General features: G+C 66.5%; 26 protein-coding genes. 12 read left to right on the forward strand and 14 right to left on the reverse strand.

Features of this window, described 5'->3' with window-relative positions:
• Positions 1-77: 77 nt before the first annotated feature.
• Both ACSUZJ_RS03730 and infA read left to right on the forward strand, forming a co-directional pair.
• Positions 78-626 (forward strand): DNA-deoxyinosine glycosylase, encoded by a 549-nt coding sequence (locus ACSUZJ_RS03730; RefSeq protein ID WP_499413416.1) that lies wholly within the window; start codon positions 78-80, stop codon positions 624-626.
• Between the two features lie 549 nt (positions 627-1,175).
• Positions 1,176-1,442 carry a translation initiation factor IF-1 gene (infA, locus tag ACSUZJ_RS03735; protein ID WP_499413417.1) on the forward strand — a complete coding sequence of 89 codons (267 nt, stop codon included), beginning with the start codon at positions 1,176-1,178 and terminating at the stop codon, positions 1,440-1,442.
• A 2-nt stretch (positions 1,443-1,444) separates the two neighbouring features.
• On the opposite strand, the gene ACSUZJ_RS03740 is transcribed toward infA, so the two are convergent.
• Both ACSUZJ_RS03740 and ACSUZJ_RS03745 read right to left on the reverse strand, forming a co-directional pair.
• Positions 1,445-2,620: a tetratricopeptide repeat protein gene (locus ACSUZJ_RS03740; protein ID WP_499413418.1), complete on the reverse strand. Its 1,176-nt coding sequence runs from the start codon at positions 2,618-2,620 to the stop codon at positions 1,445-1,447.
• A gap of 71 nt (positions 2,621-2,691) precedes the next feature.
• Positions 2,692-3,597: an HDOD domain-containing protein gene (locus tag ACSUZJ_RS03745; RefSeq protein ID WP_499413419.1), complete on the reverse strand. Its 906-nt coding sequence runs from the start codon at positions 3,595-3,597 to the stop codon at positions 2,692-2,694.
• Positions 3,598-3,740: 143 nt separating this feature from the next.
• On the opposite strand from ACSUZJ_RS03745, the gene ACSUZJ_RS03750 reads away from it, so the two are divergent.
• Complete coding sequence (locus tag ACSUZJ_RS03750) at positions 3,741-4,310, forward strand: DNA-3-methyladenine glycosylase (RefSeq protein WP_499413421.1); 570 nt, start codon at positions 3,741-3,743, stop codon at positions 4,308-4,310.
• On the opposite strand, the gene ACSUZJ_RS03755 is transcribed toward ACSUZJ_RS03750, so the two are convergent.
• Positions 4,291-6,027, reverse strand: a complete 1,737-nt coding sequence (locus ACSUZJ_RS03755; protein WP_499413422.1) for a methyl-accepting chemotaxis protein — start codon at positions 6,025-6,027, stop codon at positions 4,291-4,293. The genes ACSUZJ_RS03750 and ACSUZJ_RS03755 overlap by 20 nt on opposite strands.
• Before the next feature lie 57 nt (positions 6,028-6,084).
• Positions 6,085-6,540 (reverse strand): cache domain-containing protein, encoded by a 456-nt coding sequence (locus tag ACSUZJ_RS03760; RefSeq protein WP_499413424.1) that lies wholly within the window; start codon positions 6,538-6,540, stop codon positions 6,085-6,087.
• 295 nt (positions 6,541-6,835) lie between these two features.
• On the opposite strand from ACSUZJ_RS03760, the gene ACSUZJ_RS03765 reads away from it, so the two are divergent.
• From ACSUZJ_RS03765 to ACSUZJ_RS03775, 3 genes are all read left to right on the forward strand, one after another.
• Positions 6,836-8,242, forward strand: coding sequence for a KamA family radical SAM protein (locus ACSUZJ_RS03765; RefSeq protein ID WP_499413426.1), 1,407 nt, complete (start codon positions 6,836-6,838; stop codon positions 8,240-8,242).
• 12 nt (positions 8,243-8,254) lie between these two features.
• Positions 8,255-9,538, forward strand: a complete 1,284-nt coding sequence (locus ACSUZJ_RS03770) for an MFS transporter (protein ID WP_499413428.1) — start codon at positions 8,255-8,257, stop codon at positions 9,536-9,538.
• 99 nt (positions 9,539-9,637) lie between these two features.
• Positions 9,638-10,957 (forward strand): PQQ-dependent sugar dehydrogenase, encoded by a 1,320-nt coding sequence (locus tag ACSUZJ_RS03775; protein WP_499413430.1) that lies wholly within the window; start codon positions 9,638-9,640, stop codon positions 10,955-10,957.
• Between the two features lie 198 nt (positions 10,958-11,155).
• Here ACSUZJ_RS03775 and ACSUZJ_RS03780 read toward each other — a convergent pair whose 3' ends face one another.
• The 4 genes from ACSUZJ_RS03780 to ACSUZJ_RS03795 are packed head-to-tail and all read right to left on the reverse strand — an operon-like array spanning position 11,156 to position 15,325.
• Positions 11,156-11,488, reverse strand: a complete 333-nt coding sequence (locus ACSUZJ_RS03780) for a hypothetical protein (protein ID WP_499413432.1) — start codon at positions 11,486-11,488, stop codon at positions 11,156-11,158.
• A gap of 2 nt (positions 11,489-11,490) precedes the next feature.
• Positions 11,491-14,013 carry a cytochrome c oxidase subunit I gene (gene ctaD, locus ACSUZJ_RS03785; protein ID WP_499413434.1) on the reverse strand — a complete coding sequence of 841 codons (2,523 nt, stop codon included), beginning with the start codon at positions 14,011-14,013 and terminating at the stop codon, positions 11,491-11,493.
• Entirely contained in the window at positions 14,010-14,939 is a 930-nt protein-coding gene (coxB, locus tag ACSUZJ_RS03790) for a cytochrome c oxidase subunit II (protein ID WP_499413436.1), read from the reverse strand. The genes ctaD and coxB overlap by 4 nt, the downstream gene beginning before the upstream one ends.
• Positions 14,936-15,325, reverse strand: coding sequence for a c-type cytochrome (locus ACSUZJ_RS03795; protein WP_499413437.1), 390 nt, complete (start codon positions 15,323-15,325; stop codon positions 14,936-14,938). The genes coxB and ACSUZJ_RS03795 overlap by 4 nt, the downstream gene beginning before the upstream one ends.
• Before the next feature lie 97 nt (positions 15,326-15,422).
• On the opposite strand from ACSUZJ_RS03795, the gene ACSUZJ_RS03800 reads away from it, so the two are divergent.
• The 3 genes from ACSUZJ_RS03800 (at position 15,423) to ACSUZJ_RS03810 (ending at position 17,271) form a co-directional block, all read left to right on the forward strand.
• Positions 15,423-15,977, forward strand: coding sequence for a c-type cytochrome (locus tag ACSUZJ_RS03800; protein ID WP_499413439.1), 555 nt, complete (start codon positions 15,423-15,425; stop codon positions 15,975-15,977).
• Positions 15,974-16,357, forward strand: a complete 384-nt coding sequence (locus ACSUZJ_RS03805; protein WP_499413441.1) for a c-type cytochrome — start codon at positions 15,974-15,976, stop codon at positions 16,355-16,357. Before ACSUZJ_RS03800 ends, ACSUZJ_RS03805 begins: the two co-directional genes overlap by 4 nt.
• Positions 16,358-16,422: 65 nt before the next feature.
• Positions 16,423-17,271: a fumarylacetoacetate hydrolase family protein gene (locus tag ACSUZJ_RS03810; RefSeq protein ID WP_499413443.1), complete on the forward strand. Its 849-nt coding sequence runs from the start codon at positions 16,423-16,425 to the stop codon at positions 17,269-17,271.
• A 194-nt stretch (positions 17,272-17,465) separates the two neighbouring features.
• On the opposite strand, the gene ACSUZJ_RS03815 is transcribed toward ACSUZJ_RS03810, so the two are convergent.
• Entirely contained in the window at positions 17,466-18,791 is a 1,326-nt protein-coding gene (locus ACSUZJ_RS03815) for an aspartate aminotransferase family protein (RefSeq protein WP_499413445.1), read from the reverse strand.
• Positions 18,792-18,911: 120 nt separating this feature from the next.
• Between ACSUZJ_RS03815 and ACSUZJ_RS03820 the strand changes: the two genes are divergently transcribed.
• Entirely contained in the window at positions 18,912-19,466 is a 555-nt protein-coding gene (locus ACSUZJ_RS03820; protein ID WP_499413447.1) for a carboxymuconolactone decarboxylase family protein, read from the forward strand.
• Positions 19,467-19,473: 7 nt separating this feature from the next.
• Here the strand turns inward: ACSUZJ_RS03820 and ACSUZJ_RS03825 are convergent, their stop codons facing one another.
• From ACSUZJ_RS03825 to yjgA, 5 genes are all read right to left on the reverse strand, one after another.
• On the reverse strand, positions 19,474-20,082 hold the full coding sequence (locus ACSUZJ_RS03825; protein WP_499413449.1) for a PEP-CTERM sorting domain-containing protein: 609 nt from the start codon (positions 20,080-20,082) through the stop codon (positions 19,474-19,476).
• Positions 20,083-20,264: 182 nt separating this feature from the next.
• Positions 20,265-20,462: a hypothetical protein gene (locus tag ACSUZJ_RS03830; protein ID WP_499413451.1), complete on the reverse strand. Its 198-nt coding sequence runs from the start codon at positions 20,460-20,462 to the stop codon at positions 20,265-20,267.
• A gap of 50 nt (positions 20,463-20,512) precedes the next feature.
• On the reverse strand, positions 20,513-21,181 hold the full coding sequence (locus ACSUZJ_RS03835; RefSeq protein ID WP_499413453.1) for an alpha/beta hydrolase: 669 nt from the start codon (positions 21,179-21,181) through the stop codon (positions 20,513-20,515).
• Positions 21,178-21,822 (reverse strand): molybdopterin adenylyltransferase, encoded by a 645-nt coding sequence (mog, locus tag ACSUZJ_RS03840; RefSeq protein ID WP_499413455.1) that lies wholly within the window; start codon positions 21,820-21,822, stop codon positions 21,178-21,180. The genes ACSUZJ_RS03835 and mog overlap by 4 nt, the downstream gene beginning before the upstream one ends.
• Positions 21,797-22,393, reverse strand: coding sequence for a ribosome biogenesis factor YjgA (gene yjgA, locus ACSUZJ_RS03845; RefSeq protein WP_499413457.1), 597 nt, complete (start codon positions 22,391-22,393; stop codon positions 21,797-21,799). The genes mog and yjgA overlap by 26 nt, the downstream gene beginning before the upstream one ends.
• 94 nt (positions 22,394-22,487) lie before the next feature.
• On the opposite strand from yjgA, the gene pmbA reads away from it, so the two are divergent.
• Both pmbA and ACSUZJ_RS03855 read left to right on the forward strand, forming a co-directional pair.
• Positions 22,488-23,840, forward strand: a complete 1,353-nt coding sequence (gene pmbA, locus ACSUZJ_RS03850) for a metalloprotease PmbA (protein WP_499413459.1) — start codon at positions 22,488-22,490, stop codon at positions 23,838-23,840.
• A 20-nt stretch (positions 23,841-23,860) separates the two neighbouring features.
• Entirely contained in the window at positions 23,861-24,100 is a 240-nt protein-coding gene (locus ACSUZJ_RS03855) for a hypothetical protein (RefSeq protein ID WP_499413461.1), read from the forward strand.
• The last annotated feature ends 8 nt before the right edge of the window (positions 24,101-24,108 follow it).

Below are 24,108 nucleotides of genomic sequence, written 5' to 3' on the forward strand. Positions count from 1 at the left end.
GCGCATGCGGCCCGCCGCTTTTTTTTCGTGCACGGGCCGTGCGCATGCGCAGCCGGGCAGGGCGCTACAATCGGTGCATGCCGAACACCGTTTCCCAAGACAGCTCGCTACTGACTGGCCTCGCGCCCGTGATCGCGCCCGACACGCGCATCCTGCTGCTGGGCAGCTTCCCCGGCGCCGCCTCGCTCGCCGCCCAGCAGTACTACGCCCATCCGCGCAACCAGTTCTGGAAGCTCGTCGGCGCCCTGGTCGGTGAAGACCTGTATGGCTTGCCCTACGACGAACGCCTGCCGCGCCTGCTGGCGCACCGCTTCGGCCTGTGGGACGTGCTGGCTGCCTGCGAACGCGAAGGCAGCCTGGACTCAAGCATCCGCAAGCCGGCCGCGAACGACTTCGAGCGCTTGCACAAGCTCTGCCCGCAACTGGAAACGGTCGGCTTCAACGGCCAGGCCTCGGGCAAATTCGCGCCGCAGTTCGCCCAGGTCGGCTACCGCACCGTGGTGCTGCCTTCGAGCTCGCCGGCGCACATGGCGATGAGTTTTGAAGAGAAGCTGGCGGTGTGGCGCCAGCTCATCGACACGGGTGCGGCCGACAGTCCCGTGCCGGCACAGGCGCCCTTGTTCTAGTAGTGGGCATGCCGGCTCCGGGTCGTTGTCAAACCAGGATGTTACGGCAGGGCGCGGTTCGCGGCCATTCGCATCCTGATAGCTGACAGCGAAGCTGCGCTCATCCATACGCCGTTTCGCCATCCGTGCTACACTGCATGCAGTCGACGAAGTTCATGTGAGCTTCCCGGCCGCCTCGAGAGGCCCGCAGTGCGAGACGTGTAACGCCGCATGCGAGCGATGCCGGACGAGGTTGTCAATCGAGATACGTTGGTCGAGTTACACGATGGAGCACCATGCAGATAGCATGGGCGTCCGGAGCTCCGCACTGTGCAGATAGCATGGGCTGGAGCGCGATTCAATCTTCGGCGATACATTGAACGAAGCCCGCAGCAAGCGGGCTTTTTTTCCTTCTTGCGCAGCCGGCTTCATGGCGTGCGCCGCATCCCGACCCGCCGCGACGGCGGTTTATTCACCTCACCTCGGAACCGGTCCCTGCGAGCACTGGCTACCGACAGCATCGTTCATGGCGGCGTGGTATGCCGGCTCGTAGCTTATAAGGAAACCATCATGGCAAAAGAAGACCTCATCGAAATGCAAGGCCTCGTGACCGACGTCCTGCCCGAAATGCGCTTTCGCGTCGACCTCGAGAATGGCCACAAGCTCGTCGCCTATACCTCCGGACGCATGAAGAAGAACCACATCCGCATCCTGGCAGGCGACAAGGTGACGCTTGAAATGTCGCCGTATGACCTCAACAAGGCGCGCATCGTGTTCCGCCACATCGAGCAGCGCGGCGCGCCTGCTCCCCGCAGCGGCTACCAGCGCCGCCGCTGATCTCATCGTCCAGCCGGGCTGGCCACCGCCGAGCGCAGGTGGCCCAGCTTGGCTGCATACCTGTCGCGCATCTCGGCGCGGGTGCTGGTGTCGCGTGCCAGCGCCAATTCCTCCACCGCCGTATTCAGCTCCCCCAGCTGCAGGTGCGTGATCCCTAGCCAGAAATGAAACTCGTCGTTGTAGGGCGCACGCGCGACCTCGCGCGCGAACAGCGTCCTGGCGCGCCTGAAATCCCCGGCCCGGTAGGCGCTCATCGCCTGGTTGAAATAGTGGAAGGGCGGCGCCGGATGGCGGCGCTCGATGCGGCGCTGCAGCGCCTGCGCTTCCGCGAACTTGCCGTTGACGTTGAGGGCCTGCTCCAGGTTCTGCATCACCACCAGGCTGTCGGGCTGCCTGCGCAGGGCTGCGCGGTAGACCTGCTCGGCCAGCACCGGGCGCCCGCTGCGCGCGTAGATCACGGCCAGCGTGTTGTAGGCCTCGACCAGGGACGGGCGCTGGACGATCGCGGCGCGCGCCCACCAGTAGGCATCGGCGACGTGGCCCTGGACCAGTTCCTCGGCGGCGCGGTTGTTCATGTACAGCGCGACGATGTCCGCTTCCTGCAGCTCGGTCGTGGGCAGGCGCGCCGCGTCCGGCGGCGGCAGGAAATCGACCACCAATGGATCGGCCTGGGTGGCGAAGCCGTTCAGCGCCGCCGTGCGCGGCGCCAGGCTGATGTTGACGTGGGAGCTGACCAGGTAGAGCGAGCCGTTGCGGCTCCAGGTCTCCTCGGTCTCCACGTTCTGGAAGCGCACCTCCATCCCGAGTTCGCGCGCGAACGCCGCCGTCATGATGACCAGGGACAGGCAGTTGCCCGAGCGCTCCGCATAGGTCTGGGCCGCGGTGCGGGTTACGGTGGCGTCGTAGTCGAGCTGCAGGTCGCTCTTGCTGTAGAGGGCGGCGAGCAGCCCGCGTGCACTGCCCTTGTCGCGCAGGTTCTTCTTGAAGGCCGGACTGTGCAGGTGGGCGCGCATCGGTGCGCTGAGCGCGAACAGGTCGTTCGCGCCGATCGGCCTGGCCGGCGCCGGGAAGGCGGTGTCGTCGAACAGGGAGGCAAGTTCGGCCGGTGGCCGGGAGGGCGTGCCGGCGCAGCCGGACAGCAGGGCAGACAGCACGAGGAACAGGAACCAGGCTTTCATCGCGTCTCCGGTACGGTGCGGTAGTCGCACCAGTATCCGCCCGCCGCGCCAGGCTGTCAAAGCACGGCTGTTCAGTGATCGTCGTGCAGCGCTTCTTCGAGTTCGTCGAGCAGTTCGGCGGTTTCGTCCTCGTCCAGCGACAGGTAGGCGCAGGCGCGTTCGCCGCCCTTGTCCCATTCGACCGAACCGGCGTGGCCCTGGTAGCGGCGGATCGCGCGTTCGGCCAGCAGCGACAGCGCCACCAGCGAGCGGATCGCGTCGGCGGTGTTCTCGTCCTCCAGCACCGGGTAGTCGTGGTGGTGCAGGATGGCCCAGGCCACCTCGGACGACAGGCCCCAGTTGCGCGCCAGGAGCGAGCCGATCGCGGCGTGGCTGGTGCTGTGGCGCTCGTCCTCGACCGCGGTAAAGGGGCGTCCGGTTTCCGCGGCGGCGTCGAGCAAGGTCGCTTCATAGCCCGGGAAGCGCTCCATCAGCAGCGGCACGCCGGTGTCGCAGAACAGGCCGAAGGTATGGGCGATGTCAGGCGCGCCGATGCGCAGGCGGCGCGACAGGAACATCATCGCGTACGAGCGCTTGGTGGAGACGTCCCAGAAGCTGGCCAGGGCGCCGCTGTTGGCGGGAATCGCCTGGCGCGCCAGCAGCCCGGTCATCAGGGAAGCGACCTGGTTGATGCCGAGGAAGAGAATGGCCTGCTCGATCGACTTGGCGCGGCGTCCGCCGAACAGCGAGGAGTTGGCCAGCTTCAGCAGGGCGCCGGCCATGCCGACGTCGCGCGCGACGATGCGGCCGATCGCTTCCGGCGATGGATCGCTCGAGGCCAGTTCGGCCTGCATGTCGGCCAGCAAGCTGGGGCGGGGAGGAATACGGATCGACTTGATCAGCGCGTCGACGCGGTCGGCCGCCGCCGGGTCCGCGGGGGCTGGCGCCGCAGCGGCCGCAGCGCGCACCGGCATTGCTTTTGCTGCAACTGTGCTCATGGGGAGATGATGCTCTTGGGAAATACTGCAAAGCCTGTCACTATAAACCAGGTTGGGTTTCGTTGCAGCAACAGTATGCGCCTGGGACGCGTTGTGTGGCAAAACGGACAGATCGGTCTTGCAGCAAGGCCTAGAATCGGGGCATGAATCCATCGAATCTTGCCGGGATTGATTTTTATGCACCAGCAGAAGTGGTGGCGCGCCAGCTGATCGGCGTGACCGTGCTGGTGGACGGCGTCGGCGGCCGTATCGTCGAGACCGAAGCCTACGACCGCGAGGACCCGGCCTCGCACGCGTATTCCGGTCCCACCGCGCGCAACTTCGCGATGTTCGGGCCGCCCGCCCATGCCTATGTCTATCGCTCCTACGGCATCCATTGGTGCCTGAACTTCGTGTGCCGCGAGGAGGGCCATGGCGCGGGCGTCCTGATCCGTGCGATCGAGCCGCTCGCGGGCCTGGACATCATGCGCGCGCGGCGCGACGCCGAGGACGTGCAGTTGCTGTGCTCGGGGCCGGGCAAGCTGTGCCAGGCCCTGAACGTCACGCGCGACTTCAACGGCGCCTCGCTGGCCGTGCCACCCTTCCAGCTCGAGGCCGCGCCGCCAGGGCTGGAGGTGGTCACCGGTCCGCGCATCGGCATCTCGAAGGCGATGGACGTGCCTTGGCGCTTCGGTCTGGCCGGCTCGCGCTTCGTCAGCCGTCCGTTCCGCTGACCCGGGCGCCGCGCTCGCGCTGAGGCGCGCGGCTGGCGTCGGGCAGGGCCGGGTTGCGCAGACGTTGCGCGCGGCCGCGCATCGGACTGTCCGGTGAACGCCGGTCCAGCGGATCATGGAAGTCGCCGGGTTCTTCGCCGATCCCGGTCTCGGTCTCGGCCAGCGGCGCGATGCCCTCGATCTTGAAGATCGAGACTGCGCGCGCCAGGTTGACAGTCTGCTCGTGCAGGCTTTCGGCCGCTGCGGCTGCTTCCTCGACCAGGGCCGCGTTCTGCTGGGTCATGTCATCCATCTGCCCGACCGCGCGGTTGACCTCGGCGATGCCCTCGGCCTGCTCGGTGCTGGCCACGCTGATGCGTCCGATGATGTCGTTCACCTGCTGCACCGAGGCGACGATGTGGCCCATGCTGCTGCCGGCTTCGTTCACCGAGGCCGCGCCGCCGTCGATGATCGACACCGAGTCCGCGATCAGGGCCTTGATTTCCTTCGCTGCCGCGGCCGAGCGCTGCGCCAGCGTACGCACTTCCGACGCCACCACCGCGAAGCCGCGCCCCTGTTCGCCGGCGCGCGCCGCTTCCACCGCCGCGTTCAGGGCCAGGATATTCGTCTGGAAGGAAATGCCGTCGATGACGCCGATGATCTCGACGATCTTGCGCGAGCTGGCCTTGATCGATTCCATCGTCGTCACCGCGCGCTCTACGGCCTGGCCGCCGTCGCTGGCCAGGCGCGCCGCCTCGGCCGCGAGGTCGGTGGCCAGGCGCGCGTTGTTGGCGTTGTCCTTCACGGCCACTGTCAGGGTTTCCATCGCGCTGGCGGTCTGCTCGAGCGAGCCGGCCTGCATCTCGGTGCGGGTCGACAGGTCGAGGTTGCCGGTGGCGATTTCTTTTGATGCGGTGTCGATCGAACGGACCGAGGTCAGGATCGCGTGCAGGGTCGTGTTCAGGTTGGCGATGGTGTGGTCGAGGGCGCGCGAGGTGTCGGCGATCTCGTCGCGGCCAACGCTGCCGACCGGAGGCGCCAGGCGGCCTTCGGCCAGCTCGGCGACCACGTCGGAGATCTTGCGGATGTCGGCCAGCATGGCGCGCCGCACCAGCATGGTCACCATCAGCGACAGCGCGATCGAGAGCACCACCAGCACCGCCATGGTGATCCCGAGCGAGCGGAATTCGGCGCCGGCGGCGGCGTAGGCGCGCTCGCTCAGCGTCGTTTCCAGCGCCGCCAGCTGGGCCAGCTGGGAGTTGAGGACATTGAATTCCTTTTCCGCCTTCTGCATCGAGTTGGTGGCGATCGACTGGTCGACCTGGGCCATCTCGATCGTCTCCAGCACTGCCTTGCGGTAGGCCTTCAGGGCGGCGCTCGAGGTATCGATCAGCTTGCGCTCTTCGGGATCGGCGACTTTCGCCAGGGCCGTGAGCTGGGTGCCGATTGTCGCGTGTTTTTTATTGATCTCGCCGATCAGGGCGTCGAGCCGCTCCTTGGCGAAGCTGCCGCTGACCCAGGCCAGCAGCTGGTAGATGTTCGCGTGCGCGTACTTGGCTTCGCCGGCGACGTCGGCCGCCTCCTGCAGGCGCGCCGCGCGCACCTGCACCATGTTCTCGAGCGAAGCGTGCTGGCGCACCATACCGTAATAGGCAGCGCCCGAGAGCAGCGTCAGCAGCACCAGCACCAATCCCGGCGCCAGCAGCAGCTTCGGGCCGATCCGCAGTTTCTTCAACATGCTTCACCTCCTGGACAAAAGAAAAGGGCGGCCGCGGCCGCCCTGTCGTGCATGGTCTTACTTCTTGTAGATACCCGCCTCCAGCACCACGTCATCCACGCGCAGGATATAGGTGGTCTTCGGCTCGATCTTGCCCGAGGTTGGGTTCTTGTACTGGTAATCGACCCAACCCTTGCCCTTGGCGGCCGCCAGCTCGATGATCTCGCGGCGGTATTTCTTGCCGTTCGCATCCGGCACGTCGGTCAGGTCCTTGCCGACGATCGACGGGTTGTACGGGTGGGCCAGCACGATGCCGGTCTTGATGTCGCGCATGTCGACATACAGTTCACCCTGGACGAAGTCCGGATCCTTGGCGTTGATCTTTTTCATCATCTCGTCCTTGCCCTTGGCCTTGATCAGGGCAGCCCCGCGTTCGGCCATCGCGATCGCGTCTTTCTCGGTCGGTTCGAAAGCCAGAGCGCTGGAAGAAGCCAGGGCGAGGCACAGGGCAGTGGCGGTAGCGAGCAGCTTCATCTTGCAGTCCTTTCAGAGTAGTGCGATCGGTAAATCTTTCTTAAGTGCATTAAGAAATGTACGCGCCACGCTCAAAAATGGATTTGCGAATGCGCAAAGGGTGAAAGCGACTGTCGCGTTGCCATCAGTTGTGTTGCCTCATGGAATTTGTTCTTCAGAGAAATTTTCTTTTGCCGTAATTGATATCCGGCAATTCTTCTTGCATAGACGAATCCTAAGATAGTTTTCCGCCGGCAATTTCTTACTTCAAGAATTGACCGTCGTCCCCACCATCTTTCCTCTTCAGGAGCATGCCGTGACCATCACCGAATCGACGCCCGCCAAATTCAAGCCCTACACGCGCCAGACCATCGCGCTTGCGCGCCAGTGGCAATGGATGAGCCCTGACCTGCAGGAAGCCGTGCAGGTGGTCTCGCACGTGCTGCCGTTTCGCGTCAACGAATATGTGCTCGACCAGCTGATCGACTGGGACCGCATCCCGGACGACCCGATCTTCCGCCTGACCTTCCCGCACCGCGACATGCTGCCCGCGCGCGAGTACGAGCAGCTGCGCGACCTGGTGCTGTACAAGAAGGACGAGGCCGCGATCGCGAAGCTGGTGCACCAGATCCGCATGCGCATGAACCCGCACCCGGCCGGGCAGATGACCCACAACGTGCCGCGTGTGAACGACGCGCCGCTCAAGGGCCTGCAGCACAAGTACAAGGAAACCGTGCTGTTCTTCCCCAGCTCGGGCCAGACCTGCCACGCCTATTGCACCTTCTGCTTCCGCTGGCCGCAGTTCGTCGGCATGGACGACATGAAGTTCGATGCGCGCGAATGCACCGAGCTGGTGTCCTACCTGGCCACCCATCCGGACGTGACCGACGTATTGATCACCGGCGGCGACCCGATGATCATGAACACGCGCTCCCTGACCGAATTCCTGGAGCCGCTGCTGGCGCCCGAGCTGGCCCACATCCAGAACATCCGCATCGGCACCAAGTCGGTGGCCTACTGGCCGCAGCGCTATGTGTCGGACAAGGATTCGGACGACCTGATGCGCCTGTTCGAGCGCGTGGTCAAGGCCGGCAAGAACCTGGCCATCATGGGCCACTACAACCACGCGGTCGAACTGCGCCATCCGATTGCACAGGCCGCGGTCAAGCGCATCGTCGGCACCGGCGCCACGCTGCGCATGCAGGGCCCCCTGATCCGCCACATCAACGAAGACCCGAAGAGCTGGGCCGAGCTGTGGACCACCGGCGTGCGCCTGGGCGCGATTCCCTACTATATGTTCGTCGAGCGCGACACCGGCCCGCGCGACTACTTCTCGCTGCCGCTCGCGCGCGCCCACGAGATTTTCCAGTCGGCCTATTCGATGGTCTCGGGACTGTCGCGCACCGTGCGCGGTCCTTCGATGAGCGCCTTCCCGGGCAAGGTCGTGATCGACGGCGTGGTGACGATCAACGGCGAAAAGCTGTTTGCGCTGCAGTTCCTGCAGGCGCGCAATCCCGAGTGGGTAAGGAAGCCCTTCTTCGCCAAGTACGATCCGGACGCCACCTGGCTCGACCACCTGAAACCGGCCTTCGGACGCAAGAAGTTCTTCTTCGAAGACGAAGCCGGCGATGCCGGTTACCACGGCCCGGCCGGCCGCGTGATCCCGATCGCGCCAGCCCAGCACGACCGCCGCGCCAGCGACAGCCAGCCGAACGCCGCATAAATCCCTGCCGCCATGGGAGTCCATCCGAACTCGCCACGCCTGTCCGGCGTGGCGGTTTTTTTCTACGTGTTCCTGCCGTTCGCGCTCGGACACTACCTGTCCTCGCTGCTGCGCAACGTGAACGCGGTGCTGGCGCCGGACCTGCTCAAGGCGCTGGCCCTGTCGCCAGGCCAGCTCGGCCTGCTCACCAGCGCCTTCTTTTTCGCCTTCGCGCTGGTGCAGCTGCCGGTCGGGATAGCGCTCGACCGCTACGGGCCGCGCAAGGTGCAGCTGGCCCTGATGCTGTTCGCGGCCTTCGGGGCGCTGCTGTTCGCGCGCGGCCAGACCTTCGCCCAGCTGGTGCTGGCGCGCGCCATCCTCGGCTGCGGCCTGGGCGGCTGCTTCATGTCGGCGGTGAAGGCGATTTCGACCTGGATCGCGCCGACCAGGCTGCCTTCGGTGCACGGCTACCTGATCGCAGTCGGCGGCCTGGGCGCGGCGTCCTCCACCATGCCGGTGCGCATGGCGCTCGAGTACACGGACTGGCGCGGGCTCTTCCTCATCCTCGGCGCCCTGGTCGCCGTCAGCGGCGCGGCGATCTGGCTGCTGGCGCCGCCCAGCGGCAAGCCCGCCGGCGAGCGTCCGCCGGTGCTGGCGTCGCTGCGCGAGGTGGTGCGCACACCGACCTTCCGCACCACGATCTCGCTGGTGCTCATTCCCCACGCGGTGTTCTTCGGCATCCAGGGCCTGTGGATCGGGCGCTGGCTGTCGGACGTGGCGCAGTTCCCCGACGATGCCGTGGCCTACCTGCTGTACATGGGAATGGCGGCGGTGATCTTCGGGGCGATCGCGGTCGGCATGATCACCGAGTGGGCAGGGCGGCGCGGCATCACGCCACTCGACGTGGCCGGCGCCGGCATCGCGCTGTTCGTGCTGGTCCAGGCGGCCTTCGTGGTCAGCTACGCGCCCAGCTTCCAGCTGCTGTCCGTGCTGTTCACGCTGGTGGGCACGATCACCGGGATCGAATACGCGATCGTTGCCCAGAGCATGCCGCGCGAACTGACCGGGCGCGCAGCCACCTGCCTGAACCTCCTGATCTTTGTCGGCGCCTTCCTGGTGCAGGCCGGCTTCGGGTTGCTGATCGGCCTCTGGACGCCGGACGCGGCCGGCCACTATCCGGCGCTGGCCTACCGCGTCGCCTTCGGCACGCTGGTGCTGCTGCAGTTGCCGGGCCTGCTGGCCCACCTGCGGCGCTGGCGCACGCGCAGGGAGACGCAGGCCACGCTGGCGGTCGAGGAGGCGCGCGGTCCGGCCTGAGGCGGGCGGCGAGAATTTTTTCATGGTAAGGAGCGGAACGGTATTGTCTTTTTCGCTACAATCGGTCGCAGCCGTTCCGCTCGATTCCAGGAGAACTTCATGCGCCGCCCACCCTTCAGCCTTTTCGCCGCCGCCGCGTTGCTCGGACTTGCCGGCTGCGGCGACAAGTCCATCCTGCCGGTCAACGCCGACGTCGGTCCTTCGCCGCAACTGCCGGCGCCGAAGAAAAGCCTGATCCCGACTGTCGATATCGCGCCTGCCAGGGGCTGGCCGGAAGGCGGCAAGCCGCAGGCGGTGCAGGGACTGGAAGTGAGCGCCCTGGCCACTGGCCTGGACCACCCGCGCTGGCTCCACGTGCTGCCCAACGGCGACGTGCTGGTGGCGGAGTCGAACAAGCCGCAAACGCCGGAGACGAAGAAATCCGGCGTGCGCGCCTGGGTCATGGGCAAGGTGATGGAAAAGGCGGGGGCGGGCGTGCCGAGCGCCGACCGCATCACCCTGTTGCGCGACGGTGACGGCGACGGCGTGGCCGAAACCCGCAGCGTATTCCTGAAAGGCCTGCATTCGCCTTTCGGCATGGCGCTGGTGGGCGACACGCTGTACGTGGCGAACGCCGACAGCATCGTGCGCTTCCCCTACAAGGAGGGCGTCACCGAGATCACGGAGGCGCCGCAGAAGCTGGCCTCGCTGCCGGCCGGATTGAACCACCACTGGACCAAGAACATCATCGCCAGCCACGACGGCAGCAAGCTGTATGCGACCGTCGGCTCGAACAGCAATATCGGCGAGAACGGCATGGCGAACGAGGTCAACCGCGCCGCCATCCTCGAGGTGGACACCAGGACCGGCGCCACGCGCCTGTTCGCCTCGGGGCTGCGCAACCCGAACGGCATGGCCTGGGAGCCGCAGACCGGCGTGCTGTGGACCGTCGTGAACGAGCGCGACGAGATCGGCAGCGACCTGGTGCCAGACTATCTCACCTCGGTGAAGGACGGCGGCTTCTATGGCTGGCCCTACAGCTACTACGGCCAGCACGTCGACGAGCGCGTCAAGCCGCAGCGCCCGGAACTGGTGGCGAAAGCCATCGTGCCCGATTACGCGCTCGGCGCCCACGTCGCCGCGCTCGGCCTGACGTTTGCCGAAGGCGCGCAGCTGGGACCGATGTACGCCAGCGGCGCCTTCATCGGCCAGCACGGCTCCTGGAACCGCACCCCGCTGTCGGGCTACAACGTGGTCTACGTGCCTTTCGCGAACGGCAAGCCGAACGGCAAGCCGCTCGAGATCCTGGGCGGCTTCGTCGATCAGGACGGCAACGCCATGGGCCGCCCGGTGGGCGTGGCGATCGACAGGAAGGGCGCCTTGCTGGTGGCGGACGACGTCGGCAACGTGGTGTGGCGCGTGCGGCCAGCGGCTAAATAACTGTAGGGTGGGCACTCCGTGCCCACGCGAACGCGTGAGCGGTGTTGACCACATTGCTTGCCGCGCTGATCGAATATTGTTGGCGCTATCGAATGATCATTCGACACCGTTTGCAACGGTACGTGTGCTTCGACTGGAACACCGCTGACACTATGCTGGCTTCCGCGTGGGCACAGGGTGCCCACCCTACGGGTTCCGTTACCGACATCCTTGAATAAACCAGACCGGCACCGAGGTCCACACGATCACGACGAAGGCCAGGACGGCCGTCCCGGACGCCGCCCAGTCGAGCAGCGCGGTGCGCTCGTCGGCGTGGCGCAGGGTGCCGCGCCACTTCCACGCCAGCGCACCGCACACGGCCAGCGCCAGCGCCGTGATCAGCGCCAGCGGCAGCCGCTGCGGATAGCCCTGCACGTAGCCCGCCGGGCTGCACTGCATGGCGACGAACACGTAGCAGGCGCCGAAGTGCGCCGCCCAGACCAGCAGCGGCAGGGTGCCGCGCAACAGCTTGCGTAGGAATCGTTCGCGCATCGTCAATCCATCAGCAGGGGCACGATGTGCACGATCAGCGCCGCGGCGATGCCCTGCAGCGTGGTGTAGTGCCAGATCAGCGCCGAGTTGTCCAGGGTGGCGCGGCTATTGGCCGTGAGGCGTCCGCTCCAGCCGCGCGCGGCGAGATACAGGCCGACGATCGCCAGCAGCACCGCGTGCAGGCCCTGGTAGGTCAGCATCGCCGCGATGGTCGCGCTCCAGGCCAGCCGGCGCGGCGCCAGGCCGGCGAGTTGATAACCGTGGAAGTCTGCCAGGAAGCTCGCCACCACGCAGGCGAGGGCCGCCAGCGCCAGCCAGGGCAGGCGCCGCTTGCCGAGCGAGCGCGTGGCCCAGAACATCAGCGCCGACCCGGCGAGCAGCAGGCCGCCGGACAGCATCTGCCAGAGCGGATCGGGCAGCCCGGCCGTGGGCGGCGGGCACACCACCAGGCGCATCGAGATGTGGATGTAGGCAAAAGCCAGCGAGGCGAAGATGATGGCGTCGACCACCAGCATGATGACGGTCGCCCACCACGAGTGCGAGCGCACGCCCTTGGCGCCCACCGGCAGGACCAGGTCGTCCGCGACGCGTGCTTCGGTGATCGGCGGCTTGCGGTCCGATTCCCACAGCCAGGCAATCGTCGCGCCGACCGCCGTGATGCCGCAGGCCCAGGCCAGCCACATCAGCTTCACGGTCATGAGCAGGAAGAAGCCGGCGGTGCCGGCGGCGGCGATCACCGGCAGCCAGCCGTCGCCGGGCAGGATCATCAGATAGGTCGGGCGCCCGGCAATCGGGCTGGTGGCGATGGTCTCGCGCAGGCCGCTGACGGTGCCCGGCAGGTAGTGCTGGCCGGCCTCGACTTCCCTGGCCAGCGTCGGCTGGTCCCACAGCGGATCGGCCGAATGGACCCGCGGGATGCTGCGCGTCGCGTAGTCGTCCGAGGGCAGCCATTCGAGCGTCGAGGCGTTCCAGGGATTGCCCGGCGGGCGCGAGGGACGGCGCTGGGTGCGCACCAGGTCAAGGAAGAACACCAGCACCCCGGCCGCGAAGACGAAGGCGCCGGCCGTGGAGACCATGTTCAGGGCGCCCCATTCCATCTCGGCGGGATAGGTGTAGACCCGGCGCGGCATGCCGAACAGGCCGGTGATGTGCATCGGGAAGAAGGCGAGATTGAAGCCACCGAACATCAGCCAGAAGGCCCAGCGTGCCACGCGCTCGGACATCTGCTGGCCCTTGATCAGCGGGATCCAGTAATACATGCCGGCGAACACCGGGAACACCATGCCGCCGATCAGCACGTAATGGAAGTGGGCGACGATGAAATAGGTGTCGTGCACCTGCCAGTCGAAAGGCAGCAGGGCTACCATCACGCCGGTCAGGCCGCCCAGCACGAAGATGAACATGAAACCGCCCAGGAACAGCGCCGGCGCCGTCATGGTCACCTTGCCGCGCCAGAGCGTGGCGATCCAGGCGAAGACCTGGATCGCGGTCGGCACCGCGACCGCCATGCTGGCCGCCGACACGAAGCTCATCGTCATGATGCCGAGGCCCGCCGTGAACATGTGGTGGGCCCACAGGGCAAAACTGAAGAAGCAGACCGCCACCAGCGCGACGATGATGGCGCGCCGGCCCACCAGCGGGCTGCCGGCGATGGTCGGGATCATGGTCGAGACCATGCCGGCCGCAGGCAGGAAGATGATGTAGACCTCGGGGTGGCCGAAGAACCAGAACAGGTGCTGCCAGAGGATCGGGTCGCCGCCGCGCTCGGCGTTGAAGAAGGGCCAGTCGAAGGCGCGCTCCATTTCCAGCAGGGCGGTGCCGGCGATCACGGCCGGGAAGGCGAACACGATCATGATGCCCACCACCAGCATCGCCCAGGCATACACCGGCATGCGCGACAGCGACATGCCCGGCGCGCGGGTGAACAGGATGCCGACGATCAGTTCGATCGCGCCGGCGATCGCCGAGATCTCGATGAAGCCGATCCCGAGCAGCCAGAAGTCGGCATTCAGGCCGGGCGAATACTGCTTGCCGGTGAGGGGCGGGTACATGAACCAGCCGCCGTCCGGCGCCAGGCCGACGAACAGGGTGCAGAAGAAGGCCAGGCCGCCGATCGCATAGGCCCAGTAGGCGTAGGCGGACAGGCGGGGAAACGGCAGGTCGCGCGCGCCCAGCATGTTGGGCAGCAGGTAGACGGCCAGCGCCTCGACGATCGGGATCGCGAACAGGAACATCATCACGCTGCCGTGCATGGTGAAGACCTGGTTGTAGGTCGACGGCGAAAGCAGATCGTTGTCGGGCACTGCGAGCTGGGTGCGCATCAGGAGGCCCAGCACCCCGGCGAGCAGGAAGAACAGCAGGGCGGTGCCGATGTAGAGCAGGCCGATGTTGGTGTTGTTGACGGTGGTGATGAAGCGCCAGCCCTTGGGCGTGACCCAGGCCTTTTCCAGCCGCGGGAATTCCTCGGCCGGACGGGGCAATGAGCTGGGCAATGCGCTGGACGGGGGCGCTGCGGTGTCGGTCATTTCAGCTGTTCCAGGTAGGCGGCGAGGGCATGCAGGGTCTCGCCGTCGAGGTCGGCGGCGGCGGGCATGCGCGCGCCGGGCTTGATCGCCTGCGGGTCGGCGACCCAGCCGGCCAGCGTGCCGCGATGGTTGCGCAGGGTGCCGGCGGCGATGTGCAGGCGGCTGCCGACGTGGGTCAGGTCGGGGCCGAGTCGCGCATTGCCCGCCACGCCGCGGATCGTGTGGCAGGCCTGGCAGCGCTGTTCGAGGAAGGCGGTGCGCCCGCGCTCGACCAGCGCGCTATCCGGCGGTACGGCCGGCTGGGCCTCGCGCGCCAGCCAGCGTTCGAACTCGGCCGGTTCCATCGCCACCACGTGCAGCGCCATGCGCGCGTGCTGCTCGCCGCAGTACTCGGCGCACTGGCCGCGGTAGACGCCCGGCTTGTCCGCGCGCAGGGTCAGTCCGGTGACGCGGCCCGGAACGGTGTCCATCTTGCCGTTCAGGGCCGGCACCCACAGGCTGTGGATCACGTCGGTCGAGGACAGGCCCAGGTAGACCGGGCGCCCGACCGGGATACGGATCTCGTTGGCGCTGATGATGTCGCGCCCGCTCGCCGGGTCGTGGTAGCGCACTTCCCACCACCACATCTTGGCGGTGACGCCGATCGTCAATGCGCCTTTCGAGGTCTGCGGCGTCAGTTCGGCGCTGCGCCAGGTGCTCCAGATCAGCAGGGTGCTGAGCACCACGACCGGAAAGGCGAAGCCGGCGCCGAAGATCCACCAGCGCGGCGTGACCGGGCGTGCGCTGCGGCGCAGGCTCAGGACCATCAGCGCCATCACCGCGACGAAAATGACGGCGCCGCCGATGAACAGCACCCAGGAAAACTGCGCAATGATGCCCGCGTCGGGACCGGCCGGGTGCAGGACCGATTGCAGCGGCGTACTCATTGCAGCGTGTACAGGTAGGCGGCCATGTGGCGCGCTTCGGCGGACGACACGCCCAGGTCCGGCATCGGGCTGCCGGGCTTCACGGCCTGGGGGTTGTCGAGCCAGCGTATCAGCTCGTCCGGCAGGTTCGGGATGCCGCCGGCGATATAGCTGCGGCGCCCGAAACCCTCCAGTGGAGGACCGGCATTGCCGTGTGCGCCCGGCACCTCGGGTATCTCGTGGCAGGCCGCGCACTGGTACTGCGCCATCAGGCGCTGGCCCTGCTTCGGGTCGCCTCCGGACACCCTCGGCACCTGCTCCTCGGCCTTGCCGCAACCGGCCAGCACCAGCGCGCACAGCAGTGCAGCGCAGGGACGCAAGGGCAGGAAAAGTCGAGGTAAATACATGCGCACGGTTCAATCCGACGGAAAACTGGTCTCTCTTTATAATACAAGAAAGGCAATATTCAATTTTCAACAGTGTGCGACCCCGACCACGGAACCGATGCCCTCTAACCGCCAGCGCCTGATCCTGAAAACCATCGCCGCGACCCTGGTCGTGGCCGGGCTCGCGGGCGCGGCCGGCGGGGCGATCGTGCTGCGTGCGGGCTGGTACGACATCAGCGCCACTTCCCTGCACCTGCAGCCGGTCTACACCCTGCTCGAATCGGGCATGCACTATTCGGTACGGCGGCACGCGCGCGAGATCGCGGTGCCGAAGCTGGGCGATGCCCGCCAGCTGGCGCTTGGTGCGGCCCTGTACCGCGACAACTGCGCGCAATGCCACGGCGGTCCGGGATTCGCCCAGGGGCCGATCGGGCAGAGCATGCAGCCGCTGCCCGGCCCCCTGGTCGACGCCAGCAGGCGCTGGAAACCGCAGGAGCTGTACTGGATCACCCGCCATGGCATCAAGATGAGCGGCATGCCGGCCTGGGAATTTCACATGAACGAGGATGAGCTGTGGTCCGTGGTCGCCTTCGTGCAGGCATTGCCGCGCATGTCGGCGCGCGACTATGCGCAAGCCACGGCAGCGGCGCCGCCGACGGAGGCCGCGCAATGAGCCGTCCTTTGCTCTCCTGCGCGCCGCTGGTGCCGCTGGTGCTGGCAGCGCTGCTGACCGGCTGCAGCCGCGGCGAATCGGCCCCGGCCGGTGTCCAGGGCAACCCCGCGCGCGGGCGCATCGCCCTTGCCCAGCATGCCTGCCGCGCCTGCCATATCATTCCCGGTGTAACCGGCTCCGACGTCCACGTCGGGCGTTCGCTCGCGGACCTGGGCGACCGCCAGTACATCGGCGGCAAGCTGCCCAACAACCAGGCCAACCTGGTGCGCTGGATCCGCGACCCGCAGGCGATCGACCCCGGCACCGCGATGCCTGCGATGGGCGTGAGCGAGCGCGATGCGCTGGACATGAGTGCCTACCTGCTGACCCTCAAGAAATAACTCAGGTATCATGCGCCGCTTTGGCGCGCCGAGGTGGCGCGCGCACGAACCACAGGAGAGTGAATATGAGATTGGTGCGCTATGGCCGCCCGGGCAAGGAAAAGCCGGGCCTGTTCGACGAAGAAGGGCGCCTGCGCGACCTGTCCGGCGTGATTGCCGATATCGATGCCTCCGTCCTGGGCGACAAGGCGCTGCGCAAGCTGGCCAAGGTCGACTGGAAGACCCTGCCCCTGGTACGCGGCAACCCGCGCCTCGGCGTGCCGGTGGCCGGCGTCGGCAAGTTCATCGGCATCGGCATGAACTACGCCGACCACGCGGCGGAAACCGGTGCGCCGGTGCCGACCGAACCGATTTTCTTCACCAAGGCGACCAGCTGCCTGAACGGTCCGGACGACCCGATCCAGCTGCCGAAAGGCTCGAAGAAGACCGACTGGGAAGTCGAGCTGGGCGTGGTGATCGGCGCCCGCGCGCAGTACGTGAGCGAAGAGGACGCGCTGAAGTTCGTGGCCGGCTACTGCGTGGTGAACGACGTCTCCGAGCGCGCCTACCAGTTCGAGATGGGCTCGCAGTGGGACAAGGGCAAGGGCTGCGACACCTTCGGCCCGGTCGGCCCCTTCCTGGTCACGCGCGACGAGATCTTCGACGTGCAGGACCTGGACCTCTACCTGGAACTGAACGGCAAGCGCATGCAGACCGGGAACACCTCGAACATGGTGTTCACGGTGGCGCAGATCGTCAGCTACGTGTCGCGCTTCATGACGCTCGAACCCGGCGACATCATCACCACCGGCACCCCGCCGGGCGTGGGCATGGGCCGCAAGCCGCAGCGCTTCCTCAAGAAGGGCGACAAGCTGCGCCTGGGGATTGCGGGCCTGGGCGAGCAGCAGGCGGAAGTGGTGGCGTTTCCGAAGTAAGGCAGGCGCTGGCATAGCGCCTGTTGCGGCTCGCGGCATCGACCGTAGGGTGGGCACTCCGTGCCCACGCGAAACGTCGAGCTAACGATACGCTCGTGCAAGCGTTGGCGGATGCTCATGTGATCCGTCTCGAATGGCGCAGCCGCAGTGCATGCTTCCGCGTGGGCACGGGGTGCCCACCCTACGACCCCGGATTACGCCACCAACGCCGCATCCACCGCCTCGGCCAGCCGCGCCACGATCTCCGACAGATCCGACGCGCTGACGATGAAGGGCGGCGCCAGCAGGATGTGGTCGCCGCGCTGGCCGTCGATGGTGCCGCCCATCGGGTACACCATCAGCCCGCGCGCCATCGCCTCGGTCTTGATCGCCGCATGCAGCCGGCGCTGCGGCGCGAACGGCTCCTTGGTCGCGCGGTCGCGCACCAGCTCGATCCCCACGAACAGCCCGCGCCCGCGGATATCGCCCACGTGCTCGTGCTGGCCGAAGACGTCGCCCAGCATGCGCCTGAGCGTGGCGCCGCGCCGCTGCACCTGCTGCAGCAGGCCGTCGCGCTCGATCACTTCCTGCACCGCCAGCGCCGCGGCGGCGGCCACGGGGTGGCCGATGTAGGTGTGCCCGTGCAGGAAGCTGCCGCTGCCCTGGCGCAGGCGCTCGACAATCGCGCCCTGGGCCAGTACCGCGCCGATCGGCTGGTAGCCGGCGCCCAGGCCCTTGGCCACGGCGATGATGTCCGGCGCCACCCCATCCTGCTCGATCGCGAACATGGTGCCGGTGCGGCCCATCCCGCACATCACCTCGTCGGCGATGAACAGGATACCGTGGCGGTCGCAGATCTCGCGCACGCCCTTGAAGTAGCCTGGCGTGGGCGGGATCGCGCCGCCGGTGGCGCCGACCACCGGTTCGGCGACGAAGGCGATCACCTTCTCCGGCCCGGCCTTCATGATCGCGGTCTCCAGTTCGTCGAGCAGGCTGGCGGTGTACTCGTCGACCGACTGGCGCTCGGCGCGGTCGCGGTATTCGTAGCAGGGCGCCACGCGCGGCACCTCCATCAGGAGCGGCGCGAAGGGCTTGCGGCGCCACTCGTTGCCGCCGACCGCCAGCGCCCCCAGCGTGTTGCCGTGATAGCTCTGGCGACGCGCGATGAACAGGCTGCGTTCGTCTTCGCCACCCTCGACGAAGTACTGGCGCGCCAGCTTCAGCGCGGTTTCCATCGCTTCCGAACCGCCCGAGACGAGGTAGACCGAAGTGATCCCGGCCGGCGCCTGCGCCACCAGCTTCGCCGCCAGCTCCTCGGCGGCCTCGGTGGTAAAGAAGGCGGTATGCGCGTAGGCGCACTGGTCGATCTGGCGGTGCAGCGCCGCGATCACGTGCGGATGGCCGTGCCCGAGCGAGGACACGGCCGCGCCCCCGCTGGCGTCGATATAGATTCTGCCGCTGCTGTCGCGGATGGTCACGCCACTGGCGCCGACCGCCACCGGCGGTGTCTGGCGCAGGCTGCGATGGATGATATGACTCATGGCTGCCCCCTTCGAGGAAAGATTGACGTTTGACAATAAGCGCGAAGGGGGCGGATTCCTTTGATCTTTGCCGTAAGCTGTGCGAATATTTTTCCACCTAGACATGTTTGCCACGCGACCATGAGCGACCGACTCCGCCCGATTCCGCCCGACCAGCTGACCGAAGCCCAGCGCCGCGCCGCGCAGGCCGTGATCGCGGGCCCGCGCGGCGCACTCTACGGCCCCTTCGTGCCGCTTTTGCGCAGTCCGGAACTGCTGGAGAACGCCCAGCGCATGGGCGAGTACCTGCGCTACCGCAGCGCCATCGGGATCCGCCTGTCGGAACTGGCGATCCTGGTCACGGCGCGCCAGTGGAACCAGCAGGTCGAGTGGGCGATCCACGCGCCGATCGCCGCCCAGGTCGGCATCCCGCCGGCCGTGATCAATGCGATTGCCCAGCGACGCCGGCCGGAGAACATGCTGGTGGACGAATCGGTGGTGCACGACTTCTGCATCGAGCTGCACCAGAACAAGCAGGTCTCGGACCGCACCTATGCCGACGCGCTGGCGCTGTTCGGCGAGCAGGGCGTGGTCGATTTGATGGGACTGAACGGTTACTACACCTTCCTGGCGATGGTAATGAATACCGCGCAGACCGAGGTGCCGGTCTCGAGCGCTGCGCGGCTGCCGGACTAGGTGGGAATTACGCCGTCTGGTTGCGGCGGCGCAGGCGGGTCGCGCCGAAGGCCGCGCCAATGCCCAGCAGGGCGAGGCTGCCCGGCTCGGGCATGCGGGTCGGGACAATGTGGACCATGCCGTCGACCGGGCCGTTCGCCAGCAGGGCGGCGAGTTCGGGATCGAGTTCGCCGGCAATGGCGGTGCCGCCGATGATGCTGCGGTAGGTCGGCTTGATCTCCCACCAGTCCTCGGCATAGTCCACCGGAACGGTGCGCAGCGAGCCGTAGGCGGCGATGCCCCCTTCCTCGCCGTAGCGGAAGCCCAGGTGCAGCATGCCGATCCAGGCATCGGTCTTGTCCTGCTCCAGGCGGAAGCTGGTCGGGCCGCCCCAGTAGAAGTTCACCTGCGCCTTGGTGATATAGTCCATGTAGTCGGTCGGCTGGAACCATGCGCTCGGATTGCGGCCGCCTTCGGCGCCCAGCCAGTAGTAGACAATGGAATTGTCCTCGGTGTCCTGCACGAAGAAGCCTTCGAGCGTGCCGCCGTCGCTGAAACGGACGTCCGACAGCGTGTATTGCACCAGGCCGGCCGAGGCGGTGGAGCAGAGCAGGGCAGTGGCAACTCCTGCGATCAATTTCCTCACATAATTTCTCCCTAGTATGGTTATTGAATGTGCCCGCATCGCACAAAGCAATCCCCATACCAGTCAGAAAAAAGCATCGAGAATCAAATGCTTGAAGGTATTGATACCAACAGTAGATATCTGATTGTTAAAATTTCCGACATGCACAACGCATACGGCGCGGCTGACGCGCCTCAGGCCAGCGCTTCCTTCGCCGCCTCTTCCGGCGTCAAACCGTCGTAGAACAGGTCCGTGAACCACTCGACCTGCTCCTCGATGTGGTCCTGCGCCTGCTGCTGGGTGGCGCCGCCGGCCACCAGGTGTTTCTCGACCTCGATGCACCAGTTAATCAGCGCCATCGTTTCTTCGTCGAGCTGTTCTTTCTTGGCCATGTTGGACCTCCAAAATGAAACGGGAGCCGCGGCTCCCGTGGGTGTGAGGCTTAAGCCAGTACTTTCCTGAGCCAGGCCGAGATGTCCTGGACTTCCTCGAAACACAGCGAATGCTGCATCTGGTACTCGTGCCACTCGACCTGGTAGCCCAGGCCTTTCAACACGTCGCGCGACTGTTCGGCGCGCAGGAAAGGCACCACGTGATCCTGGCGGCCGTGGGCCATGAAGATCGGGGTGTCGATGCTTTCCTCGGTGCGCTCGTGCGCCACGTGGGTGTGCAGCGGCAGGTAGCCCGACAGGCAGAGCATGCCGGCCAGCTTTTCCGGGTGGCGCAGGCCGGTCTGCAGCGTCATCGCGCAGCCTTGCGAGAAGCCGGCCAGGATGATCTTCGAGGCCGGGATGCCGCGTGCCTTTTCGCGCGCGATCAGGGCCTCGACGTCGCGCTGCGAGTTGCGCAGGCCCACCTCGTCCTCGCGGCGGGTCAGTTCGGCGCCGGTGATGTCGTACCAGGCGCGCATGATGTAGCCGCCGTTGATGGTGACGGGAATCGTCTTCGCATGCGGGAACACGAAGCGGATGCCGGGCAGGCCCTGCAAATCGAGTTCGCGCACCAGCGGCACGAAGTCGTTGCCGTCGGCGCCCAGGCCGTGCAGCCAGATGATCGCGACGGTGGGATTCGGCGCGGTTTCGATTTCGATGTTTTGCAGAAGTTCGTTCATGCCTTGTCCTGGGGTTGGGCGGTAGCGGGGCGCTGGGCGTTCTTCGGACGCCAGGCCTTGGTGACGGCCGGATCGGTTTCCATGTACGGCCCGCCGATCAGGTCGATGCAGTAGGGGACGGCGGCGAAGATGCCGCCAACGAGCGTCTTGCCGTCCGCGTCCTTCAGGCCTTCCAGGGTTTCCTTGATCGCCTTCGGCTGGCCGGGCAGGTTCATGACCAGGGCGGCGTGGTCCGCGGTTTCGCGGATCACGGCGACCTGGCGCGACAGGATCGCGGTCGGCACGAACTGCAGGCTGATCTGGCGCATCTGTTCGCCGAAACCGGGCATTTCCTTGGTGCCGATGGCCAGCGTCGCCTCGGGCGTGACGTCGCGCCGTGCGGGACCGGTACCGCCGGTGGTGAGCACCAGGTGGCAGCGCTGCGCGTCGACCAGATCGACCAGGGTCTGCTCGATCTGCGCGCGCTCGTCGGGGATCAGGCGCGACTCGATCCGGTAAGGGGTGGTGATGGCGGATGCCAGCCAGTCCTGCAGGGCCGGGATGCCCTTGTCCTCGTAGACGCCGCCGCTGGCGCGGTCCGAGACCGACACCAGGCCGATCACCAGCTCTTCCGGCTTACTCGTCTGCGGGCTCGTCGTCATCGGATTCCTCGTCGTCGCCGGCCTTCTTGCCCTGCTTGCCCAGCTCCTTCAGGATCTGGAACAGTTCGCGGTAGGCCTTCGGCGGCTTGTTCTCGGCCTGTTCCTTGCGCGCGTTGCGGATCAGGGTGCGCAGCTGCTGCACGTCCAGTTCCGGGTGCTCGGAGAGCAGCTCGGTCAGGGCCTTGTCGTCGGTGAGCAGCTTCTCGCGGCGGCGCTCCAGGGCGTGCAGGGCGGCCGTCTCGGCCTTCGAGGCGCCTTTCCAGCTGTCGATGGTGCGCTGGATGACGGCCACTTCCTCGTCCGAGAGGGTGCGCATCATCTTGCCGACGTACTGCAGCTGGCGCCGGCGGCCCTCGTGGTTGGTGATGGTCTGGCACATCAGGATGGCGTCCTTCACCTCGTCCGGCATCGGCACGCGCTTGACGCGGTCGCGCGGCTCGGCAACGAGTTGGGCGCCCAGCTTCTGTAACTCTTCCATCTGGCGCTTGAGTTCAGACTTGGAGGGACGTTCGTATTCTTGCTCGAACTCGTTGGACTGGAAGCCCACCGAACCGCGATTTGCATTAGGCATGATATGGATGATCCGATTGGCGCTGGGCCGATCAGTGAAAACAGTAAACGGCTGCTATGATAACTGTTTTAGGGCTCGCTACGAAAAACACGACATGAACGACTCCGTTTTTACCCACACCCAGGACCAGTTGAAGGAGCTGGCGCGCAATGTGCTCGCTTTTGCCCGCGAACAGGGCGCCACCGATGCCTCGGTGGAGATCAGCGAGGGTAGCGGGTTGTCGGTGTCTGTACGTCGGGGCAAGATCGAGACCATCGAACAGAACCGGGACAAGGGCATCGGCGTCACGGTCTACAGCGGCCAGCGCCGCGGCAACGCCAGCACCTCGGACTTTTCCGAAGCCTCGCTGAAGGCGACCGTGGAAGCGGCCTGGAACATCGCCCGTTTCACCGCCGAGGACGACTGCGCCGGCCTGCCCGACGCCGACATGCTCGAGATGAACCCGCGTGATTTGCGCCTGTGCTACCCGTGGCAGATCTCGACCGAAGAAGCGGTCGAACTGGCCCAGCGCTGCGAGAATGCGGCCTTCGAGGTCGACCCGCGCATCACCAACAGCGAAGGCGCCAGCGTCTACGTGCAGCAGTCGCATTTTGTTGCGGCCAACACCCGCGGCTTCATCGGCGGCTACCCGTTCTCGCGCCACACGATGTCGGTGGCGCCGATCGCCGGCAAGGGCAACAAGATGCAACGCGACGACTGGTACACCTCGGCGCGCGATCCCAAAAAGCTGGCGAAACCCGAAGCGGTCGGCCGCTATGCCGCCGAGCGCGCCCTGGCGCGCCTGAACGCGCGCAAGCTCGACACCCGCACCTGCCCGGTGCTGTTCGAGGCGCCGCTGGCCGCCGGCCTGCTCGGCGCGTTTGTCCAGGCGGTCTCGGGCGGCTCGCTCTACCGCAAGTCGTCCTTCCTGCTCGACACCCTGGGCAAACCGGTCTTCCCGGACCACATCCAGATCGTCGAAGACCCGCACCTGATCGGCGAAGTCGGCTCCTCGCCTTTTGACGAAGAGGGTGTGCGCACGGTGCGCCGCAAGGTCGTCAAGGACGGCGTGCTGCAGGGCTACTTCCTGTCTTCGTACTCGGCGCGCAAGCTGGGCATGCAAACCACCGGCAACGCCGGCGGCTCGCACAATCTCACCATCACGTCCGATGAAACGAAGCTGGCCGACACCTTCGAAGGCATGCTGCGCAAGATGGGCACGGGCCTGCTGGTGACGGAGCTGATGGGCCAGGGCGTGAACTACGTCACCGGCGACTATTCGCGCGGCGCCTCGGGCTACTGGGTCGAGAACGGCGTCATCCAGTATCCGGTCGAGGAAATCACGATTGCCGGCAACATGCGCGAAATGTTCCAGCAGATCGTCGGCGTCGGCAACGACGTGCTGCAACGTGGCAATAAATCGACCGGGTCGATCCTGATCGAGAAGATGGTCGTGGCGGGTAACTGATTCACTCAACAAGGAAAGCCATGAGCAAATTCATCCGCATCGACAAGGAAAACAATCCCAAGAAAGCCCAGCTGCTGAACCTGGACCTGGTGGCGTGCGTCGAGCTCTCGCCCCAGTCCGACCTGCTCAGCTCTGCCGACGAGAAGCGCGTCTACGCCAGCTGCCTGGCGCACGACAAGACGGTGATCGCCACCGTGCACTTCGATACCGTCGACGATGCCCGCGCCTGGGTGAAGCAGCACCTCGGCGTGCAGCTCTGACCGGGGCG

The sequence above is a fragment of the Telluria sp. B2 genome (assembly GCF_051789535.1).
In the GTDB taxonomy this organism is placed as follows: Bacteria; Pseudomonadota; Gammaproteobacteria; order Burkholderiales; family Burkholderiaceae_D; genus Telluria.

Excerpts from the sequence above, each read along its gene's own strand:
- ACSUZJ_RS03730 (WP_499413416.1), top strand. The coding sequence starts at position 78 with ATGCCGAACACCGTTTCCCAAGACAGCTCGCTACTGACTGGCCTCGCG.
- infA (WP_499413417.1), top strand. The coding sequence starts at position 1,176 with ATGGCAAAAGAAGACCTCATCGAAATGCAAGGCCTCGTGACCGACGTC.
- ACSUZJ_RS03740 (WP_499413418.1), bottom strand. The coding sequence starts at position 2,620 with ATGAAAGCCTGGTTCCTGTTCCTCGTGCTGTCTGCCCTGCTGTCCGGC.
- ACSUZJ_RS03745 (WP_499413419.1), bottom strand. The coding sequence starts at position 3,597 with ATGAGCACAGTTGCAGCAAAAGCAATGCCGGTGCGCGCTGCGGCCGCT.
- ACSUZJ_RS03750 (WP_499413421.1), top strand. The coding sequence starts at position 3,741 with ATGAATCCATCGAATCTTGCCGGGATTGATTTTTATGCACCAGCAGAA.
- ACSUZJ_RS03755 (WP_499413422.1), bottom strand. The coding sequence starts at position 6,027 with ATGTTGAAGAAACTGCGGATCGGCCCGAAGCTGCTGCTGGCGCCGGGA.
- ACSUZJ_RS03760 (WP_499413424.1), bottom strand. The coding sequence starts at position 6,540 with ATGAAGCTGCTCGCTACCGCCACTGCCCTGTGCCTCGCCCTGGCTTCT.
- ACSUZJ_RS03770 (WP_499413428.1), top strand. The coding sequence starts at position 8,255 with ATGGGAGTCCATCCGAACTCGCCACGCCTGTCCGGCGTGGCGGTTTTT.
- ACSUZJ_RS03775 (WP_499413430.1), top strand. The coding sequence starts at position 9,638 with ATGCGCCGCCCACCCTTCAGCCTTTTCGCCGCCGCCGCGTTGCTCGGA.
- ACSUZJ_RS03780 (WP_499413432.1), bottom strand. The coding sequence starts at position 11,488 with ATGCGCGAACGATTCCTACGCAAGCTGTTGCGCGGCACCCTGCCGCTG.
- ctaD (WP_499413434.1), bottom strand. The coding sequence starts at position 14,013 with ATGACCGACACCGCAGCGCCCCCGTCCAGCGCATTGCCCAGCTCATTG.
- coxB (WP_499413436.1), bottom strand. The coding sequence starts at position 14,939 with ATGAGTACGCCGCTGCAATCGGTCCTGCACCCGGCCGGTCCCGACGCG.
- ACSUZJ_RS03795 (WP_499413437.1), bottom strand. The coding sequence starts at position 15,325 with ATGTATTTACCTCGACTTTTCCTGCCCTTGCGTCCCTGCGCTGCACTG.
- ACSUZJ_RS03800 (WP_499413439.1), top strand. The coding sequence starts at position 15,423 with ATGCCCTCTAACCGCCAGCGCCTGATCCTGAAAACCATCGCCGCGACC.
- ACSUZJ_RS03805 (WP_499413441.1), top strand. The coding sequence starts at position 15,974 with ATGAGCCGTCCTTTGCTCTCCTGCGCGCCGCTGGTGCCGCTGGTGCTG.
- ACSUZJ_RS03810 (WP_499413443.1), top strand. The coding sequence starts at position 16,423 with ATGAGATTGGTGCGCTATGGCCGCCCGGGCAAGGAAAAGCCGGGCCTG.
- ACSUZJ_RS03815 (WP_499413445.1), bottom strand. The coding sequence starts at position 18,791 with ATGAGTCATATCATCCATCGCAGCCTGCGCCAGACACCGCCGGTGGCG.
- ACSUZJ_RS03820 (WP_499413447.1), top strand. The coding sequence starts at position 18,912 with ATGAGCGACCGACTCCGCCCGATTCCGCCCGACCAGCTGACCGAAGCC.
- ACSUZJ_RS03830 (WP_499413451.1), bottom strand. The coding sequence starts at position 20,462 with ATGGCCAAGAAAGAACAGCTCGACGAAGAAACGATGGCGCTGATTAAC.
- ACSUZJ_RS03835 (WP_499413453.1), bottom strand. The coding sequence starts at position 21,181 with ATGAACGAACTTCTGCAAAACATCGAAATCGAAACCGCGCCGAATCCC.
- mog (WP_499413455.1), bottom strand. The coding sequence starts at position 21,822 with ATGACGACGAGCCCGCAGACGAGTAAGCCGGAAGAGCTGGTGATCGGC.
- yjgA (WP_499413457.1), bottom strand. The coding sequence starts at position 22,393 with ATGCCTAATGCAAATCGCGGTTCGGTGGGCTTCCAGTCCAACGAGTTC.
- pmbA (WP_499413459.1), top strand. The coding sequence starts at position 22,488 with ATGAACGACTCCGTTTTTACCCACACCCAGGACCAGTTGAAGGAGCTG.
- ACSUZJ_RS03855 (WP_499413461.1), top strand. The coding sequence starts at position 23,861 with ATGAGCAAATTCATCCGCATCGACAAGGAAAACAATCCCAAGAAAGCC.